This is a genomic window from Lysobacter soli, assembly GCF_003382285.1.
In the GTDB taxonomy this organism is placed as follows: Bacteria; Pseudomonadota; Gammaproteobacteria; order Xanthomonadales; family Xanthomonadaceae; genus Lysobacter_J; species Lysobacter_J soli.
Window position 1 is genome coordinate 121331 of record NZ_QTJR01000002.1, and the last position, 18134, is coordinate 139464.

At 68.4% G+C, this 18134-nt stretch carries 19 protein-coding genes and 1 pseudogene; 9 read left to right on the forward strand and 11 right to left on the reverse strand.

Annotated features, from left to right (window positions below; genetic code table 11):
• The first annotated feature begins 69 nt into the window (after nucleotides 1–69).
• From DX912_RS03785 to hslU, 7 genes are all read left to right on the forward strand, one after another.
• Nucleotides 70–483: a YbaN family protein gene (locus tag DX912_RS03785; RefSeq protein WP_115841148.1), complete on the forward strand. Its 414-nt coding sequence runs from the start codon at nucleotides 70–72 to the stop codon at nucleotides 481–483.
• Nucleotides 484–519: 36 nt separating this feature from the next.
• Nucleotides 520–807: an LPS translocon maturation chaperone LptM gene (lptM, locus tag DX912_RS03790; RefSeq protein WP_115841149.1), complete on the forward strand. Its 288-nt coding sequence runs from the start codon at nucleotides 520–522 to the stop codon at nucleotides 805–807.
• Between the two features lie 12 nt (nucleotides 808–819).
• Nucleotides 820–1665, forward strand: a complete 846-nt coding sequence (dapF, locus tag DX912_RS03795; RefSeq protein WP_115841150.1) for a diaminopimelate epimerase — start codon at nucleotides 820–822, stop codon at nucleotides 1663–1665.
• On the forward strand, nucleotides 1658–2332 hold the full coding sequence (locus DX912_RS03800) for a DUF484 family protein (protein ID WP_115841151.1): 675 nt from the start codon (nucleotides 1658–1660) through the stop codon (nucleotides 2330–2332). Before dapF ends, DX912_RS03800 begins: the two co-directional genes overlap by 8 nt.
• A 73-nt stretch (nucleotides 2333–2405) precedes the next feature.
• Nucleotides 2406–3320 carry a tyrosine recombinase XerC gene (xerC, locus tag DX912_RS03805; protein ID WP_115841152.1) on the forward strand — a complete coding sequence of 305 codons (915 nt, stop codon included), beginning with the start codon at nucleotides 2406–2408 and terminating at the stop codon, nucleotides 3318–3320.
• Between the two features lie 144 nt (nucleotides 3321–3464).
• Entirely contained in the window at nucleotides 3465–4016 is a 552-nt protein-coding gene (gene hslV / locus DX912_RS03810) for an ATP-dependent protease subunit HslV (protein ID WP_115841153.1), read from the forward strand.
• 138 nt (nucleotides 4017–4154) lie between these two features.
• Complete coding sequence (gene hslU, locus DX912_RS03815) at nucleotides 4155–5543, forward strand: ATP-dependent protease ATPase subunit HslU (protein WP_325050553.1); 1389 nt, start codon at nucleotides 4155–4157, stop codon at nucleotides 5541–5543.
• Between the two features lie 134 nt (nucleotides 5544–5677).
• Here hslU and DX912_RS03820 read toward each other — a convergent pair whose 3' ends face one another.
• The 10 genes and pseudogenes from DX912_RS03820 to DX912_RS03865 all read right to left on the reverse strand — a co-directional run bounded on the left by DX912_RS03820 (nucleotide 5678) and on the right by DX912_RS03865 (nucleotide 13476).
• A complete protein-coding gene (locus tag DX912_RS03820; RefSeq protein ID WP_115841154.1) occupies nucleotides 5678–6124 on the reverse strand; it encodes an OsmC family protein in 447 nt (148 codons plus the stop codon).
• Between the two features lie 45 nt (nucleotides 6125–6169).
• The gene (locus tag DX912_RS03825) at nucleotides 6170–7240 is read right to left on the reverse strand and encodes a hypothetical protein (RefSeq protein WP_147298557.1); all 1071 of its coding nucleotides are present in this window, start codon (nucleotides 7238–7240) and stop codon (nucleotides 6170–6172) included.
• 41 nt (nucleotides 7241–7281) lie between these two features.
• Entirely contained in the window at nucleotides 7282–7995 is a 714-nt protein-coding gene (locus DX912_RS03830; protein WP_115841156.1) for a helix-turn-helix domain-containing protein, read from the reverse strand.
• Nucleotides 7996–8130: 135 nt separating this feature from the next.
• Nucleotides 8131–8772 (reverse strand): GNAT family N-acetyltransferase, encoded by a 642-nt coding sequence (locus DX912_RS03835; RefSeq protein ID WP_147298558.1) that lies wholly within the window; start codon nucleotides 8770–8772, stop codon nucleotides 8131–8133.
• A 104-nt stretch (nucleotides 8773–8876) separates the two neighbouring features.
• Nucleotides 8877–9137 (reverse strand): hypothetical protein, encoded by a 261-nt coding sequence (locus DX912_RS03840; RefSeq protein WP_115841158.1) that lies wholly within the window; start codon nucleotides 9135–9137, stop codon nucleotides 8877–8879.
• Nucleotides 9138–9207: 70 nt separating this feature from the next.
• Complete coding sequence (gene arr, locus DX912_RS03845) at nucleotides 9208–9609, reverse strand: NAD(+)--rifampin ADP-ribosyltransferase (RefSeq protein WP_220340758.1); 402 nt, start codon at nucleotides 9607–9609, stop codon at nucleotides 9208–9210.
• Nucleotides 9610–9759: 150 nt separating this feature from the next.
• Nucleotides 9760–10215 carry a nucleoside deaminase gene (locus tag DX912_RS03850; protein ID WP_115841160.1) on the reverse strand — a complete coding sequence of 152 codons (456 nt, stop codon included), beginning with the start codon at nucleotides 10213–10215 and terminating at the stop codon, nucleotides 9760–9762.
• Nucleotides 10212–10692: pseudogene (locus tag DX912_RS03855) on the reverse strand (GNAT family N-acetyltransferase). Before DX912_RS03855 ends, DX912_RS03850 begins: the two are co-directional and overlap by 4 nt.
• Nucleotides 10693–10714: 22 nt before the next feature.
• Nucleotides 10715–11821, reverse strand: a complete 1107-nt coding sequence (locus DX912_RS03860; RefSeq protein WP_115841161.1) for an HlyD family secretion protein — start codon at nucleotides 11819–11821, stop codon at nucleotides 10715–10717.
• Complete coding sequence (locus DX912_RS03865) at nucleotides 11818–13476, reverse strand: MFS transporter (RefSeq protein WP_115841162.1); 1659 nt, start codon at nucleotides 13474–13476, stop codon at nucleotides 11818–11820. The genes DX912_RS03860 and DX912_RS03865 overlap by 4 nt, the downstream gene beginning before the upstream one ends.
• Nucleotides 13477–13572: 96 nt before the next feature.
• Between DX912_RS03865 and ubiE the strand changes: the two genes are divergently transcribed.
• Nucleotides 13573–14346: a bifunctional demethylmenaquinone methyltransferase/2-methoxy-6-polyprenyl-1,4-benzoquinol methylase UbiE gene (ubiE, locus tag DX912_RS03870; RefSeq protein ID WP_115841163.1), complete on the forward strand. Its 774-nt coding sequence runs from the start codon at nucleotides 13573–13575 to the stop codon at nucleotides 14344–14346.
• Between the two features lie 36 nt (nucleotides 14347–14382).
• On the opposite strand, the gene treA is transcribed toward ubiE, so the two are convergent.
• The gene (gene treA, locus DX912_RS03875) at nucleotides 14383–15996 is read right to left on the reverse strand and encodes an alpha,alpha-trehalase TreA (RefSeq protein WP_425477908.1); all 1614 of its coding nucleotides are present in this window, start codon (nucleotides 15994–15996) and stop codon (nucleotides 14383–14385) included.
• Nucleotides 15997–16126: 130 nt separating this feature from the next.
• Here treA and DX912_RS03880 point away from each other — a divergent pair, with 130 nt between their 5' ends.
• A complete protein-coding gene (locus DX912_RS03880; protein WP_115841165.1) occupies nucleotides 16127–18064 on the forward strand; it encodes a M1 family metallopeptidase in 1938 nt (645 codons plus the stop codon).
• Nucleotides 18065–18134 lie beyond the last annotated feature (70 nt).

Sequence of the window (18134 nt, forward strand, 5' to 3'; positions counted from 1 at the left end):
GGGGTTGGGGTGAGGGTCGGAGCACGATGGCGACGGCACTCGCGATGCCCGACTTCCTATGATTCACCCGTGACCACAGCCCCCGACTCCCCGCCACCCCGCAAGGTCCGCTTCCGCTGGGCCTGGTGGCTGCTCGCGTACGCCAGTCTTGCGCTCGGCATCGTCGGGATCGTGGTCCCGGGCCTTCCCACGGTTCCCTTCGTGCTGCTGTCGGCGTTCGCGGCCGCGCGCGGCTCGCAGAAGCTGCACGACCGCCTGCTGGCGGACCCTCGATTCGGCCCGATGATCCGCGACTGGCAGGCGCACGGTGCGGTCTCGCGCCGCGCCAAGCGCCTGGCGGTGTCAATGATGGCCGCCTGCGCGGCGATCATGTTCCTCACCGCGCCGCGCTGGTGGATGGCCGCGACCGGCACCGCGATCATGACCCTCGTCGCGATCTGGCTATGGCGCCGCCCGGAACCGCCGTCGCCGCCGGGCGCCTGACGTCCCATCCCGGGCCACGCGGGCTACACTTCGGGCATGAATCCCGTCCGACTTTCCGCCGCTGTCGTTTCCTTTCTTGCCCTGCCGCTGCTCCTGTCGGCTTGCGGCAACAAGGGCCCGTTGATCCTGCCGCCGAAGACCGTGCCGCAGGTCGTCATGCCGTCCGACGCGCCGCCGGCGCAGGACGCGCAGCAGATCGGCGATCCCAGCGATTCGCTCGACCAGGCGCCCAAGGTCGGCGACAGCAACGCCGAGACGGACCTGAAGGACGAGGGCGACACCGATCCGCCCGAGAACACGGACACCAACACCGACATCCCGTAACGGACTGCGACGATGACGCTGCGTTTCACCAAGATGCATGGCGCGGGCAACGACTTCGTCGTGCTCGACCTGCGCGCCGACACCGCCGAGCCCGGCGCCGCGTTATGCCGCGCGCTGGCCGATCGCCACACCGGCGTGGGCTGCGACCAGATCCTCACCGTCGAGCGCGCCGCCGACGGCGCCGCCGCGCGTTACCGCATCTGGAACGCCGACGGCTCGTCGTCGCAGCAGTGCGGCAACGGTGCGCGCTGCATCGCCGCCTGGATCGTGCGCGATGCGCTGGCACGCGGGGAGGCGCTCGGCGACGAGTTCGTGCTCGACAGCCCGGTCGGCGCGCACGCGGTCACGCGCCTCGACGGCGGACGTTACCGCATCGAAATGGGCCTGCCGCGTTTCGCGCCCAACAGCATCCCGCTGCATGGCTTCGAAGGCGCACAGGACGAATACGTGCTGTACCACAACGATGCCGTGTTCACCTTCGGCGCGGTGTCGATGGGCAACCCGCACGCGGTGATCGAAGTGGACGACATCGACCATGCGCCGGTCGAAACCGTCGGACCGATGCTGCAGGCGCATCCGGCGTTTCCGGAGTCTGTCAACGTTGGTTTCGCGCAGGTGCAATCGCGCGACCGCATCCGCCTGCGCGTGTACGAGCGCGGCGTCGGCGAAACGCTGGCGTGCGGCAGCGGCGCGTGCGCGGCGGCGGCGGTGCTCATGCGCCGCGGTCGCGTGAACCGCGACGTGACCGTCGCGCTGCCCGGCGGCGAGCTGCGCATCGCCTGGCCGGCCGACGACGCGCCGCTGACGATGTCCGGGCCGACCGCATTCGTGTTCGAAGGGGAGTGGAACCATGAATGAAACCCAGGAAAAGCTCGGGGCCCATGAAGTCGCCGCGTTCCTGCGCCGGCATCCGCGCTTCCTGCAGCAGTTTCCCGATCTCGCAGTGACGCTGGTCGTGCCGCGCGAGGAAGGCTCGGCGGCGTCGCTCGCGAGCTACCAACTGGAAGTGCTGCGCGACAAGAACCGCGAACTCTCGCGCCGCCTGCAGGAACTGTTCGGTAATGCGCAGGAGAACGAGCGTCTGTCGGTGCGCACGCACCAGCTCACGCTCGCGCTGATGCGGCAGGACACCGCTGCCGACACGCTGCGCGCGATGGCCGCGACGCTCGCCGAGGATTTCAACGGCGACCTGGTGCGCCTGGTCGTGTTCAAGCCGGTCGACGACCTGGACGACACCGAGTGGTTGCAGGTCATCGCGCAGGACGACGCGCGCCTGCAGCCGTTCCGCGATTGCCTGGCTGATGGCGAACCGCTGTGCGGCCGCCTGCAGCCGGAAAAGCACGCGCTGCTGTACGGCTTGCGCGCCGAAGAAGTCCAGTCCACCGCGTTGCTGCCGCTGCCGGGCGTGGGCCTGATCGCCGTGGGCAGCCGCGATGCCAACCGTTTCTTCCCCGGCATGGGCACGCTGTTCCTGCGCATGATGGGCGAATCGCTCGCCACGGCGCTGAAGCGTTTCGAGGGCTGATGCACCGCGTGCTGCGCGCTGCAATTCACACGCTCCCGCAATCGGGAGCGGATCGGGGCGGGGGCGAACCGCGATGAACGCCCAGCAAGACCACGAGCCACATGTCGCCGACATCGAGGACTACCTCGCGCATCTGCAGGTCGAACGCCGCATGTCGGCGCACACGCTCGATGCGTATCGGCGCGACCTGATGGCGCTCGCGCACTGGGCGCGGCAGGAAGGCGGCGATGTCGCTTCGCTGCACAACGAACAACTGCGCGGCTTCGTCGCCGCCGAACACCGTCGCGGACTGTCGCCGAAGAGCCTGCAACGCCGGTTGTCGGCGTGCCGCAGCTTCTACGCGTGGCTGGTGAAGCAGGGTCGCATCGCGGCCAGCCCCGCCGCGTCGATCCGTTCGCCCAAAGCGCCACGCAAATTGCCGCAGGTGCTCGATCCCGACGAAGCCAAGGCGCTGGTCGAAGTGCCCACCGACGCGCCGCTGGGCTTGCGCGATCGCGCGCTGCTGGAACTGTTCTATTCCTCGGGCCTGCGACTGTCGGAGCTGTGTTCGCTGCGCTGGCGCGATCTGGATCTTTCCGATGCGCTGGTGAACGTGCTCGGCAAGGGCAACAAGCAGCGCAGCGTGCCGCTGGGTTCGCATGCGCGCGCGGCGCTCTCCGAGTGGCGCGCGTCCACCGGTGCGGCGAACGATGCGCACGTGTTTCCCGGTCGCGGCGGCGGGGCCATCACGCCGCGCGCCGTGCAGCTGCGCATGCGTCACCTCGCGCAGCAGCAGGGGTTGTTCAAGCGCGTGCATCCGCATCTGCTGCGGCATTCCTTCGCCAGCCACATCCTCGAGTCGTCCGGCGACCTGCGCGGCGTGCAGGAACTGCTCGGCCACGCCGATATCGCGACGACGCAGATCTATACCCACCTGGACTACCAGCACCTGGCGAAGGTGTACGACGACGCGCATCCGCGCGCGCGCCGGAAGGGCGGCCAGGGCTGAACCTGAGCCGCTAGCGGCGATCCCGGGTGTAAGGATTCCGTTTCGGCGAGCGCCCCGGCCCGCGATCGAACCGCCGCATCGCCGCCCGCCGGCTTGAACCGGCCCGTCCGTGCCCCCACCGATGGGAAATCCCCCGGAGGTCGCATGGACCCGAGTCAGAACCCCAACGTTTTCCACGCCACGACCATCGTCTCGGTTCGCCGCGACGGCCACGTCGCCGTCGCCGGCGACGGACAGGTCACCCTTGGCCACACCGTGATGAAGGGCAACGCACGCAAGGTGCGCCGTCTCGGCCGCGACGGACAGGTGCTGGCCGGCTTCGCCGGCGCCGCCGCCGATGCCTTCACGCTGTTCGAACTGTTCGAAGCCAAGCTCGAGAAGCATGGCCAGCTCACACGCGCCGCGGTCGAGCTCGCCAAGGATTGGCGCACCGAACGCCGCCTGGGCAAGCTCGAAGCGCTGCTTGCCGTCGCCGACAAGGAGACCTCGCTGATCATCAGCGGCACCGGCGACGTCATCGAACCGGAAGACGGCATCATCGCCATCGGTTCGGGCGGCATGTACGCGCTCTCGGCGGCGCGCGCGCTGATCGCGCACACGCAGCTGGACGCACGCACCATCGCCACCGAGGCCATCGGCATCGCCGGCGACGTGTGCATCTACACCAACCGCAACGTGGTGGTGGAAGAGCTCTGAAAGCAGCCCCCTCTCCCGCTCGCGGGAGAGGGATGGGGTGAGGGCAGAAGTACCTCACGCCCTAACGCCCTCATCCGCCCTCCGGGCACCTTCTCCCGCAAGCGGGAGAAGGGACGACCCCGATACGACGACAACGACATGCCCATCAAGCCCGACAATTCCAACGCCACCATGACGCCGCGCGAGATCGTGCAGGAGCTGGACCGACACATCGTCGGCCAGCATTCGGCCAAGCGCGCCGTCGCCATCGCCCTGCGCAACCGCTGGCGCCGCATGCAGCTGCCGGCCGAGCTGCGCAATGAGGTGATGCCCAAGAACATCCTGATGATCGGCCCCACCGGCGTGGGCAAGACCGAGATCGCGCGGCGGCTGGCGACGCTGGCCAACGCGCCGTTCGTGAAGGTGGAAGCCACGCGCTTCACCGAGGTCGGCTACGTCGGCAAGGACGTCGAGCAGATCGTGCGCGACCTCGCCGACACCGCGGTCAAGCTGTATCGCGAACAGGCCAAGCAGCGCGTGCGCACGCAGGCCGAGGAGCGTGCGGAAGAACGCATCCTCGACGCGCTGCTGCCGCGCCGCCAGGGCGCGCCGACCGTGTTCGGCTTCAACGCCACCGAGGAAGCGAAGGACGAACCGTCTTCCCAGGAGAACGAAACCCGCGCGAAGCTTCGCAAGCAGCTGCGCACCGGTGCGCTGGACGATCGCGAGATCGAGATCGAAACGGCGGTGAACGTCGGCGTCGACATCATGGCGCCGCCCGGCATGGAAGAGATGGGCCAGCAGCTGCGGCAGATGTTCTCGCAGGTGGCCGGCGCGAAGACGCACAAGAAGACGCTGCCGATCCGCACCGCACGCACGCAGCTGACCGAAGAGGAAGCCGGCAAGCTCGTCAACGAGGACGAAGTGCGCGAGGCGGCGATCGAAGCCTGCGAGCAGCACGGCATCGTCTTCATCGACGAGATCGACAAGGTGGCCAAGCGCTCCGAGGCCGGCGTGACCGGCGGCGACGTCAGCCGCGAAGGCGTGCAGCGCGACCTGCTGCCACTTGTGGAAGGCTCGACCGTGAGCACGAAGTACGGCCCGGTGAAGACCGACCACATCCTCTTCATTGCGTCCGGCGCGTTCCACCTGGCCAAGCCGAGCGACCTGATTCCCGAACTGCAGGGTCGATTCCCGATCCGCGTGGAGCTTTCCGCGCTGAGCAAGGACGATTTCGTACGCATCCTCACCGAGCCCAAGGCCGCGCTGACGACGCAGTACGTCGAACTGCTGCGCACCGAAGGCGTGGGGCTGGAGTTCACCCCCGATGCGGTGGACCGTCTGGCCGAAATCGCCGCGCAGGTGAACGAGCGGCAGGAAAACATCGGCGCGCGTCGCCTGCACACCGTGCTGGAGCGCCTGCTCGACGTGCTGAGCTACGAAGCGCCGGATCGCGACGGGCAGTCGGTGAAGATCGATCGCGCCTATGTCGATTCGCACTTGGGCGAGCTGGTGCAGGATCCGGATCTGAGCCGTTACATCCTGTAACTGCTCTGAAGCCCCTCTCCCGTTTGCGGGAGAGGGGTTGGGGTGAGGGCAGGCAGTTGCAGAAGCAGGAACAGCGCCCTCATCCGCCCTCCGGGCACCTTCTCCCGTGAACGGGAGAAGGGAACGCAGACCCCTCAGCGCGGCTCCACCACCACTTCCGTCTTCACCGAACTGGCGATGAAGCAGTTGCGGTGCGCCGACTCGTGCAGTTTCTCCAGCGCAGCCGAATCCGGCGCGTCGCCTGCGAACGTGATCTTCGGACGCAACGTCACGTGCGTGACCGCCGCGCGACCCTCCGCGTTCTTGCCGAGCGTGCCGACGGCGTCGTCCTCGTAGGCGTCGATGGTGAAGCCCTTCTTCGCCGCGATCGCCAGCAGCGTCAGCATGTGGCACGACGACAGCGCGGCCACCAGCATCTCTTCCGGATCCACGCCATCCGCGCTGCCGAAGTACGCCGGCGCGGCCGAACCGGTGATGCGCTGCCCGCGCTCGAAACGCACGTCGTGGTCGCGCGGGTAGTGTTCGTAGTCGAACGGCTGGCCGTTGCGGGTCCAGCGGATCGAGGCGAGGTGTTCGGACATGGTGGCGGCTACCGTGGGGCGGGCCGCCACCATGCCACAGCGGCTTCAGCGCGCGACAGCCTCCGCGCCCGGAGCCGCCGCCTTGCGACGTGCGGTGTCCTCCGCGAGCTGGTCGCGCGCGGCCTGCTGCAGGCGCTCGATGCTCACCTTGTCCGGCGCCGCGCCCAGCTTCGCGGTGAGGTCGGCGACCACGCGCTTGTTCGCGTAGGTGTGCGGCGAATCGGGGTCATCGCCCTGCGCGGTGATGAACGAGCCCAGTCGCTTGGCGCTGACCTCGCGCGCCTGCGCCAGTTCGACCAGCTTGGCGCGGTATTCCAGCTCCCACGACGCCATGCCCGGGAACGCGTTCTGGTCGGCGAAGTGCTGCGTTTCGTGGCCGAGGAACACCACGCGGAACGCTTCGCTGTCGAGTCCCTCGGTGTAGCTCGGCACGACGGCGTACAGCGCTTCGGCCGTCGCCCAGCCGCCGGCGGAGCCGCGTTCGCAGCGGCCGTACGAGGTCCAGCCGCGGCTGACCCAGTCGTCGAGCAGTTCGACCTTCACCGTGTACGGGCCTTCGGGCAGCTCGACCTTCCACGGCCGCGTTTCCTGCTTGCGCCACATCATCAGCTCGCGCAGCGGCAGCGTGCGGCCCAGCTGCGCGCGATAGCCGTGCGCCAGCAGCTGCCCCTGCAGGATCGGCTCCAGTGCGTCCATGTCCTTCGCATCGTTCGCATCGGGACCGATGCGCTTGCGCAGCGTCGCGAGCAATTTCGCTTCCAGCTGCGCGCGCTGCTGCGGTGCCTTCATCGCGTGCCACCAGTAGTCCTGGTAGTCGTGCAGTACCTGGCGGGCGAAACCGTCGGCGATGGCGTCGGTGGCGAACACCGGCGCGTCGCCGTGCCGCGCGAGCATGCAGGCGCGATACACCGCGTCCTTGTCGACGAAGCCGGCGGCCGGCGATGCGCGCAGCGCCGTCACCGCGCGCTGGCTGTCGCCCTGCAGGATGGCGTTGGTGGATTCGGCGATCGCGGCGGTAGCCGCCGGTGTGGACGCGGGCGGGGCGGCATGTGCGGCCGACACCGCGGCGGTGAGCGCGAACACCAGCGGGGCGATGCGGAACGTCGTGCGGGGCATGGGGAATCCGTTCGTGCGACGGCCGGCGGCCGCCTTCGCGCTCATTGCAGCGCGGTCGCCAGGGCGGCGTCTTGAACGGATTTGATCTTCCGGCGCAACCGCGAGGGCGGGGCGCCCGTCGCCGCGCGCAGGGTTCGCGTGAGGTGCGCCTGGTCGGCGAAACCGCTGATCGTGGCGATCTCGACCAGCGGCCATCCTTCGACCAGCAGGCGCAACGCGCGACGGCAGCGCAGTTCGCGACGCAGCAGCTGCGGCGCCATGCCGTGCGATTTCACGAAGGTGCGCGAGGCGTGCGCGAGCGACACGCCGGCCGCCTGCGCGAGCGAGGCGATGTCCTGCTCGCCGTGTTCGAGCTCGTGCAGGAACGTGCGCTGCCACGGTTGCAGCGTCGGCGTCGGCGTCGGCGCGGCATCGCACGCGGCGATCAGCTCCGGCAGCCGGTGCGGCGCGTGCGTGAACACCGCGAGCGCGTCCTTCGCATCGTGCACGCGCAGCACGCGCAACGTGTCGCCGACGGCATCGCCGTCCAGATCGAGGTTCACCACCTTCGCGCCGAGCCGCCCGAAGCGGTTGCCGTGCGCGTGCCAGCGCGGATGCAGCACCAGCGTGCCGGGCACGCAATCGACCGGGCCGTCGGCACTCGCCTCGACATGGCTGCCGTCGATCACCAGCGCGGCGTACGCCCCGTCGTGCCGGTGCGTGCGCAGCACGTCGCAGGCGTCATGGCGGGTCTCGAAGCCGGTGTGGGCGTGCATGCGTGGATCCTGACGAAGGCCGCGGCCGCAGGCCAGTGGCAGAGGTTGGGCCCTGCTTGTGATGCCGCACTCGGGCGAGGGGTTGAAGGCCGCGGCGGCCGGGCCCTCCAACGCAGGCCACCGTGCCGCGGACCCTCAGCGTTCCGGAATGACCGCAGCGGCCATAGGCGCCAGCACGGTCCAGCCCAGCGTCTCGTAAAGCGCGCGCCCGTCTGCCGTGGCGACCAGCAGTTGCGGGGTGGTCGCCGATTCCTTCGTCGAAGCGAGCGCGGCCATCACGGCCATGCCCAGGCCTTTGCGGCGATGGTCGGGCGAGGTCTCGATGCGGTCGTAGATGAAGGCGTCGCCCGTCTGCGCCGCGGTGCCGTGGGCGGCAATGCCACCGTCGGGCGCGAGGATGCTGGCCCGGTTGACGGGCCCGGCGCGATGAACTTCAAGCCGATAGCCGTGCGCCAACGGCCTTGGGTCCAGGAGCGCCGCCGTCGCGATCATGAAATGGTTCGTCGGCTGGATCTCCCAGCGATCGGGCAGCGCGCTTCTCAGCGCCTCGTCGGTGCCGCACAGCTTCAGCACGTGCCGTGGCGCCGTGATGGCCTGCGCGATCTCGCGCAGGCCATCGCACATCCGCGGGAACACCCAGCGCGTGGTTTCCGTCTCCGATCGCGTATCGACACGAATGCCGCCGCGATCGTGCACCGGCGCCGGCGAGCCACGCGCGATGGAGTGCGCGGCCTGCCAGGCGAATACGAGTTGGCTGTCGACGTGGAACGAAGTCATGGAGATGCCCGGAAGTCGGTTGGAGATGCTGCGCGCATCGCACTTGATCACGACGCCGTCTCCCGCGACGAGACGACTCGGCCGCAGTGCACGGGAGGCGCGGCCTACCCCGCGTTCCGGAACACGATCTGCCGGACGCCTTCGGCCGACATCCACGCTCCGGCAAGAACACCGATGCCGTGTTGCATGAGCGCCATCTCACCCGTGACCTGACGCGGGGATGATCCCCAACTGATGTGGCCCGTCGCGAAGTAGTGCTGGATTACGTCCAGGCTGCCGTACAGGAAGAAGGCACCAAGACACAGCAGGCATAGTCCCCAGATGCCGCGCGCCGCCGGCGTCCTCAAGCGTTGTTCCCTTGCCATTCGTCCATCCCCCCGTTGCTGCGTCCCCTCGCCGTTATACCTCCAGTGCGATCGGCTCCGGCATTCCGCATCACTCCTCGATCGCCTCGACGCCCGCCTGCCGCAGTTTCTCCAGATGCGCGCGCATTTCCGCCAGGCGCTCGGGCGGGTGGCCTTCCCAGCCGATGATCTCGCCAACCACGCGGAACGGGTGCGCCGAGCGGTACGACTTTGTGGGATTGCCGGGGAAGCGCTTGTCGGTGAGGTTCGGATCGTCCTCTATCGGCCCGGTCGGCTCGACGATGTAGACGTGGCCACGGCCTTCGCCGACGGCCAGTTCCGCGCCCCAGATGGCCGCATCGAGCGTCGCGCTGAGGTACACGAACTTCGCCGGCGCGCGCTTTCCGTAGTTGGAAGCGCGCCCGGGCTCGATCAGCGCGCCGATGGCGAGGTCGGCCTTGGTGCCGTGGTAGTAGGTCGTGCTATCGCCCATGTGCATCGCTCCGCTTGGCTGCCCGTTCGACAGGCCGGCGATGCTGCACCACGCGCCGCGGCTTGCCGCAAGCCCCGGGGCGTTATATAAATTGGTTGTGGGAGGCGCCGGGCGCCTCCCTTTTTCGTTTTCGGCGTGATCGAGTTGCGATCAATCCTCGCCGATGTCCTCGTTCCACACGGCCGGATTCGCGGCGATGTAGTCGCGCAGCATGCCGATGCATTCGGCGTCTTCCAGATCGATCACCTTGACGCCGTTCTCGCGCAGCCAGTCGATGCCGCCGCGGAAGTTCACCGATTCACCCACCACCACGGTGCCGATGTTGAACTGCCGCACCAGCCCGCTGCAGTACCAGCACGGCGCGAGCGTGGTGACCATGATCGTGTCGCGGTAACGGCGCTGGCGACCGGCCTTGCGGAAGGCGTCGGTTTCGCCGTGCACGGACGGGTCGTTCTCCTGGATGCGGCGGTTGTGGCCGCAGCCGAGCAGGCGTCCGTCGTCGTGATACAGCGCCGCGCCGATCGGAATGCCGCCTTCGGCGAGGCCCTTGCGGGCTTCTTCCACGGCGGTGGCGAGCAGGGCGCGGTAGTCGGGGGTGTCGATCATGGGGTGGCTCCAGCGGCGCGCAACATGTCGATGTGCGGGATGCCGTCGTCGAGGTAGTTATCGGAATTACGCACGAATCCATGCCGCGCGTAGTAGTGCTCAAGATGCGCCTGCGCGCCGATCTGCACGTCGCTGCCGGGCCAGCGGCGTTCGATTTCGTCCAGCGCGATGCGCACCAGCGGATCGCCCAGGCCTCGCCCGCGACAGGCCGGCGCGGTGAGTACGCGGCCGAAGCTGACCTGCGGATAGCTCAGGCCGGCCGGCAGGATGCGCAGGTACGCGGCGATGCTGCCGTCGTCGGCGCGACCGATGACGTGCGCGACGTCCGGGTGCGCGTCCTTGCCATCTGGATCCAGATAGACGCACTGCTGTTCGACGACGAACCTCCGAACGCAGCTTCAGCAGTGCGTAAAGCGTGCCGCCATCGAGTTGCGCGAAGGTGCGGACATCCCAGCGAATGGTTGGAACTGCGGTCATGCGTGCATGATGCCAGCGCGGCTCAGCGTCGCGCATCCCGTCGCGCATCCGATGTGTCGATGCGTACTTCGACCGACATCCCCGGATGCAGTCGCGCCTTGAGCGGCTGGTCGGCGTCGATGGCGATCTTCACCGGGATGCGCTGGGCGATCTTCACGAAATTGCCGGTGGCGTTGTCGGCCGGCAGTACGGCGAATTCGGAGCCGGTCGCGGGGGAGATCTCCTCCACGCGCCCGCGCAGGCGCGCGCCGCCGAGCGCATCGACGGTGAACGTCGCCGGCTGGCCGATGCGCACGAACTCCATCTGCGTCTCCTTCATGTTCGCCACCACCCACATGCGCTCGGGCACCAGGCCCATCAGCTGCGTGCCGACGTTGACGTACGCGCCAACGCGCACCGCGACCTGTCCCAGCTGTCCGTCGCGCGGCGCGAGGATGCGCGTGTTTTCCAGATCGATCTCCGCCAGCCGGATCGCCGCCTGCGCGCTCGCGACGGCGGCTTCTAGCACGCCGGTGTTGACGGTGACGCTGCGCGCGTTCTGGCGTGCGATCTCCAGCGCCGCCTGCGCTTCCGACACGCCGGCCAGCGCCTGCGTGCTCGCCGCCTGCGCCTGGTCGCGATCGGCCTGCGAGAGCAGGCGCTGGCGCGCGAGCGGCTCGATGCGCGCCAGGTCGGCCTGCGCCTTCTTCTGCAGCGCCTGCGCGTTGCGCACGGCTGCTTCGCTCTGCGCGATGCCAGCCGCGGCGCTGGCCTGCTGCTGCGTGGCGTTGGCCAGCGCGGCCTGTTCGCTCTGCAGCTTCGCCTGCGCCTGTTCGAGCCGCTGCCGGTAGATGCGGTCGTCGATCTGCACCAGCAGCTGGCCCTGCTTCACGTGCTCGAAATCCTGCACCGCCACCTTCGTGACGTAGCCGGCGAGCTGCGGCGCGATGATCGTCACCTGGCCGTGCACCGCCGCGTTCTCGGTGGTCTGGATCGCGCTGCGGAACGGCGGCAGGCGCCAGGCGTAGAGCACGATCAGCACGCCGGCCAGCGCGACACCGGCGAATGCGGCCATCTGCCAGCGACGCCGGCGCTTGCGTGCGGCGGTCTGCGCGGAGGCGGCGGGGTCGATCGGAGCGGGGGAATTCATGGAGCGGGCGTCGGCAGCGGAGCAGGGGAAGAGGCGACGCGTGCGAGCGCGCGGTCGCGCTTCAGCAGGCGCAGGCGATGGATGAGCATCCACACCATGGTCAGCAGCGCGATGGCGGCGATCAGCATGAACACATCGTTGTAGGCCAGCACGTTCGCCTCGCGTGAAGCCGCGGTGCCCAGCGCCCGCATGCCCAGCGCGTTGCGCGTGGCCGGGTCGGCGACGACGGGCGCGTAGGCTGCGGCGCCGGCCTGCACGCGCGCGGCGACGAGCGGGTCCTGCAGCGTCAGGTGTTCGACGAGCTGGCTGGAGTGGTACTTCTCGCGCGCGGTCTGGAAGGTGCCCAGCGCGGCGGTGCCGACCAGGCCGCCCAGGTTCTGCGCCATGCCGAACAGCACCACGAAGGTGATGAGGTTGCGCGGCTGCGCGATCACCTGGCCCATGCCGAGAATCATCGCCGGGCCGAGGAAATACGTGCTGCCGAAGCCGATCAGGAACTGGCTCAGCATCATGTCCTGCGGGCGCGTCTGGTTGGTCGAGTGCGCGTCGAGCAGGGCGCCGATGGCGATGCAGGCAAGCGCGATCGACGACGGCACGATCATGCGGCCGGGCACCAGCGTCAGCGCGCTCGCAACGATGCCCAGCGCGCAGCCGAGCGCGACCATCGCGAACATTCCGTGCATCTGGTCGTTGGTCAGGCCCAGCGCCTGCATGAAGCCCACCGCGCCGGTGCTCTGTTCCGACAACGCGAAGCGGATCAGCAGCACCGACACGCCCAGCCGCACCATCGTGCCGCTGGCGAGCCAGCGCGTGTTGATGAGCGGATTCGCGCGGAAATGCTCGACCGCGATCGCGCTGGTGAGCAGCACGATGGCGCCGGCGAGCGCCCAGCCGATCCATTCGGCGTCGAACCACCAGTCGATGCGACCCAGCGACAGCACCGCGCACAGCAGCGCCATCCCCGGCGCGAACAGCACGAAGGTAAGGAAGTCGGTCTTCTCGAACGCCTTCATGCGATCGCTCGGCGGCAGCCGCAGCATCAGCACGCCGGCCAGCGCGATCAGCGCCAGGCCCAGCTCGAACAGGTACAGCCCGCGCCACTCACCGAACTCCAGCAGGTCGGCCGAGAAGATGCGCGCCAGTGGCGTCGCCAGCTGCGCCACGCCGATGCCGACCACGAGCCCGCGCAGGCGGTGCTCGGCGCTGAAGGCCTGCATCATGTAGTACAGGCCCAGCGTGCTCAGCGCCGCGCCCGCGATGCCATGCGCCGCGCGCACGGCGATGGCCGATTCGAGCCCGTGCACGAACAGGTGCGCGAACGCGACCAGCGCGTACAGCCCGAGGAAAACCTCGGTGAAGGCGCGCAGCCCGAACTGCTGGCGGAACTTCACCAGGATCAGGTTCACCGAGACGTTGGTCATCACGTAGGCCGCAGGCAGCCATTGCACCTCGGCCGACGTCGCGCCGAGCGCGCCCTGCAGGTTGAGCAGGTTGGCCGTCACCAGCGCGTTGCCGAGGCCGCCGGTGATCGCCACGATGAAGCCCACCACGGCGAAGGCCACCCGGCGGCGCGGCGTGTGCAGCGGGGTGGAGGGCGAGCCCGGAAGCTTCGGGCGTTCGTGCTCGGCCCATTCGCGCGGCGCGTAACGGCTCATCGGCGCGGTCGTCCTCCTGGCGCGGCATGGGCGTGAAGAGGGCGTAAGGCCCGGCCGGCGGCGGTGAATTCTCGCACGGGGTGCGATAATCGCCGCATGAACGATCCCCGCCAGAAGCCAGACGCCATATCCGGCACGACCCACTTCGGTTTCCGCGACGTCCCCACCGGCGAGAAGCAGAAGCTCGTCGGCCAGGTCTTTTCGTCCGTCGCGAGCAACTACGACCTGATGAACGACCTGATGTCGATGGGCATCCACCGCGTGTGGAAGCGCTATTTCGTCGGCACCAGCCAGGTCAAGCGCGGCGACCGCGTGCTCGACCTCGCCGGCGGCACGGGCGACATCGCGCTGCTGCTGCGCGACCGCGTGGGCGAGGCGGGCAGCATCGTGCTGGGCGACATCAACGGCGCGATGCTGCGCACCGGCCGCGACCGCATGACCGACATGGGCAAGGTCGCCGGCTTCGAATACGTACAGATGAACGCCGAGAAGCTCCCGTTCCCTGACGCGAGTTTCGACCTGGTGACCATCGCCTTCGGCCTGCGCAACGTCACCGACAAGGACGCCGCGCTGCGCGAGATGCATCGCGTGCTCAAGGTCGGCGGACAGGCGCGCGTGCTGGAGTTCTCGGAAGTGAAGGCCGAATGGTTCAAGCCGATCTACGACTTCCATTCGTTCAAGGTGCTGCCGCGCCTGGGCAAGCTGTTCGCCAACGACGCCGACAGCTACCAGTACCTGGCCGAGAGCATCCGCAAGCATCCGCCGCAGGACGAACTGAAGGCGATGATGCAGTCGGCCGGCTTCGCGCGCTGCGATTACCGCAACCTGTCGGCCGGCATCGTGGCGATCCACACCGGTTACAAGGTCTGACGTCTGACGCCGTCCCGGCGAAAGCCGGGACCATGATCACGGCGATTGCGGATACCGCACCAGCAACGCCCGCACCACGCCGTTGGTCCAGCCGAATCCGTCCTGCAACGGATACTCGCCGCCGCCGCCGTGCGCCTCGCCCGTCGCGTCGTACTTCTCGACGAGCTTGTGCTGGTCGTCGAACACGCGCTGCACCTCGCCGAGGAAGTTCGTCGCGACATGCTTCGCCAGAGCGTCTTCGCCGTAGCGATGCAATCCCTCGACCGCGACCCACTGCAATGGCGCCCACGCGTTCGACGCATCCCATTGCTGCCCGGTGCGCAGTGTCGTGGTCAACAGGCCACCGGGCTGCAACAACTGCGTGCGCACCGTCACCGCGGTGAGCTTCGCGCGCTGCTGTGACGCGATGCCGACGAACAGCGGATACAGCGACGCCGCCGTCACCTTCGTGCTTATCTGGCGACGCTGCCAGTCGTAATCGGCGTAAAAGCCGTCGGTGTTCCACAGATGCTTCTCGATCGCCGCAGCGCGTTGCGATGCGCGCTCGTCGAACTCGCGCACGCAGTCCGGCTGCGCCGCCTTGCGACAGGCGAAGGCGATGGTCGCTTCGAGGTGATGCATCAGGCTGTTGAGATCGACCGGTACGAATGCGGTGGTGCGGATCGTGCCAAGCGTGTTGCCGTCGCCCAGCCAGCGGCTGGAATAATCCCAACCGCTCTCCGCACCGGCGCGCAGCTCGCGGAACACTTCCGTCGGCGGACGCTCCGGCACGCTCGCTGCGGTGCGCACATCGTGCAGCCACGCTTCCGGACGCGGCGTGTCGCGGTCGTCCCAGTAGCGATTCAGCACGCTGCCGTCGTCCAGGCGCACGACGCGCCGCGAGGCCTGTCCGGGCGCGAGCGACGACGCGCCCTGCATCCAGAACGCATGTTCGCGACGCAGCTGCGGCAGGTAACGGCGATACACCGTGTCGCCCTCGATGCGCGCCTCCAGCTCGACCATGTGCGAGAAGTACGGCGGCTGCGAGCGGCTGAGGTAATAGCTTCTCGCGCCGTTCGGAATGTGGCCGTAGGCGTCGATCAGCGCGGCGAAGTTGGCGACCATGTCGCGCGCGCGATCCCGCTGTCCGCTTTCGACCAGGCCGAGCATCGTGAAGTACGAGTCCCAGTAATACATCTCGCGGAAACGTCCGCCGGGCACGACATACGCATGCGGCAAGGTCAGGCGGCTGTCGTACGGCAGCGGCGCCGGATCGATGCGCGTGAGTTGCGGCCACAGGCCGTCGATGTGCGCTTCGAGCGTGCGCCCGACCTTCACCTGCGAGGTCGCGACCTGCGCGGGCACGTCGAAATTCGCCCTCACGAATGTCGCCAGTTGGAAGTCCGGCGCGTCGCGCAGCGCGAGGAAGTCGGCCTCGATGTCCGCCGGATCGCGCAGCGGTCGTGCGTCGGCGAAGGTCTTCTGGTCGTCGAACAAAGGCACCTGTTGCACCGCGGCGAACAGCGCCGGCATTGCGAGATCGGGCGTTTCGACAGGCGTTTCGACACGCGCGGTCGCAGGCGCGTCCGCGCGCTGCGGTGCCAACGCGGTGCAGGCGGCGAGGCCGCCGACGAGCAGGGCGGCAAGGCCAGGCCGAAAGGCGGTTTCCAGGGCGCAGCGGTTCAATACGGGCTCCGGGCGAGGCTCCGGGCAGGGTAGGCGTCCGTGCATCGGCGCGGCGTGAGGTGGGCCGGCGGGCCGCGCTACACTCGCCCGCTCACCCGCCAGAACCGGTTCTCCCATGCGTTATTCGATGCTGACCCTGTGCCTTGCCGCCGCCCTCGCCGCCGGTTGTTCGCGCGACGCCGCGCCACCCGCCGGCACCGCCGCGAAGGACACCGCCGCCGTGACCACCGCTGACCAGAAGACGACCGCCACCGTTGACGAATACTCCTTCGCGCAGCCCGACAAGGTGCGCATCGACGACCTCGCGCTGGAGCTGAAGGTCGATTTCGACAACAGGCAGCTCGGCGGCAGCGCGACCTACACGCTGGAGTGGCTCGACAAGAACGCCACGCAGCTGGTGCTGGATACGCGCGACCTGACCATCGAGAAAGTCGTCGGCGAACGCAGCGACGGCAAGTGGGAAGACCTGAAGTTCGCGCTCGCCGACAAGGACAAGGTGCTCGGCAGCAAGCTCACTATCGAGGCGCCGCAGCGCAATCCGCGCATCCGCGTGACCTACCACACCTCGCCCGATGCCTCGGGCCTGCAGTGGCTCACGCCGGAGATGACGCAGGGCAAGAAGACGCCCTTCATGTTCAGCCAGTCGCAGCAGATCCACGCGCGTTCGTGGGTGCCGCTGCAGGACACGCCGCAGGTGCGCTTCACCTACACCGCGCACGTGACCGCGCCACAGGACGCCATGGTGCTGATGAGCGCCGACAACGATCCCAAGGCCGCGCGCGATGGCGACTACACGTTCAAGATGCCGCAGAAGATCCCGTCGTACCTGCTGGCGATCGCCGCGGGCGACCTGGTGTTCCAGCCGATCAGCGGACGCGCCGGCGTGTGGGCCGAGCCGGGCATGGTGAAGAAGGCGGCCGACGAGTTCGCCGATACCGACAAGATGATGCAGACGGCCGAACGCCTGTACGGCCCGTACCGCTGGGAGCGTTACGACATCCTCGTGCTGCCGCCGTCGTTCCCGTACGGCGGCATGGAGAACCCGCGCCTGACCTTCGCCACGCCGACGGTGATCGTGGGCGACAAGTCGCTGGTGTCGCTGGTCGCGCATGAGCTGGCGCACAGCTGGTCGGGCAACCTGGTGACGTTCTCCACGCCGAAGGACAGCTGGCTCAACGAAGGCTTCACCAGCTACGTCGAGAACCGCATCGTCGAGGACCTGTACGGCAAGGAAGCGGCCGACATGGAGAAGGTCATCTCGCGCAACGAACTGGCCGCCGAGTACAAGGAGCTCGATCCGAAGCTGCAGGTGCTGGCGCTGCGTCCGGGCACGCTGGCCGATCCGGATGGCCAGAGCAGCTCGACCGTCTACACCAAGGGCGCGTGGTTCCTGCAGTTCCTGGAGGAGCGTTATGGCCGCGAGGCGTTCGATCCGTTCCTGAAGGAATACTTCAACCACTTCGCGTTCCAGTCGATCCCGACGACGACCTTCGTCGAGTACGCGAAGAAGAACCTGCTCGAGAAGTACCCGGGCAAGGCGACCGAAGCCGAGCTCGACCAGTGGATCTACGAACCGGGCGTGCCGGATACCGCGCCCAAGACCGTGTCGCCGCGCTTCAACGCGGTGGACGCCGCGCGCAAGGCGTGGCTCGACAGCGGCACGCTTCCGGCGAAGGACGCAACGTCGAAGTGGAGCACGCAGGAATGGGTGCACTTCATCGACGGCATGCCGGAAACGCTCAAGCCCGAGCAGCTGGCTGCGCTGGATGCCGCGTTCCATTTCACCGGCACGCCGAACGGCGAGATCGCGCAGCGCTGGTACCCGCTGGCGGTGCGTAGCGGCTACACGCAGGCGAACGCGGCCGCGGCGGAGTTCATCGCGCGCGTGGGCCGCCGCAAGCTGATCATGCCGACCTACGCCGAACTGGTGAAAACGCCGGAAGGCCTGAAGCTCGCCGAAGACACCTTCGCCAAGGCGCGCGCCGGCTATCACCCGATCACCACGCAGTCGGTGGAAGAGACGATCGCGAAGGCGAAGCAGCCGAAGTCGTAAGCGCAGCTTCAAGGCCCCTCTCCCGCTAGCGGGAGAGGGGTTGGGGTGAGGGCTGGTACGCGAGGTGCAG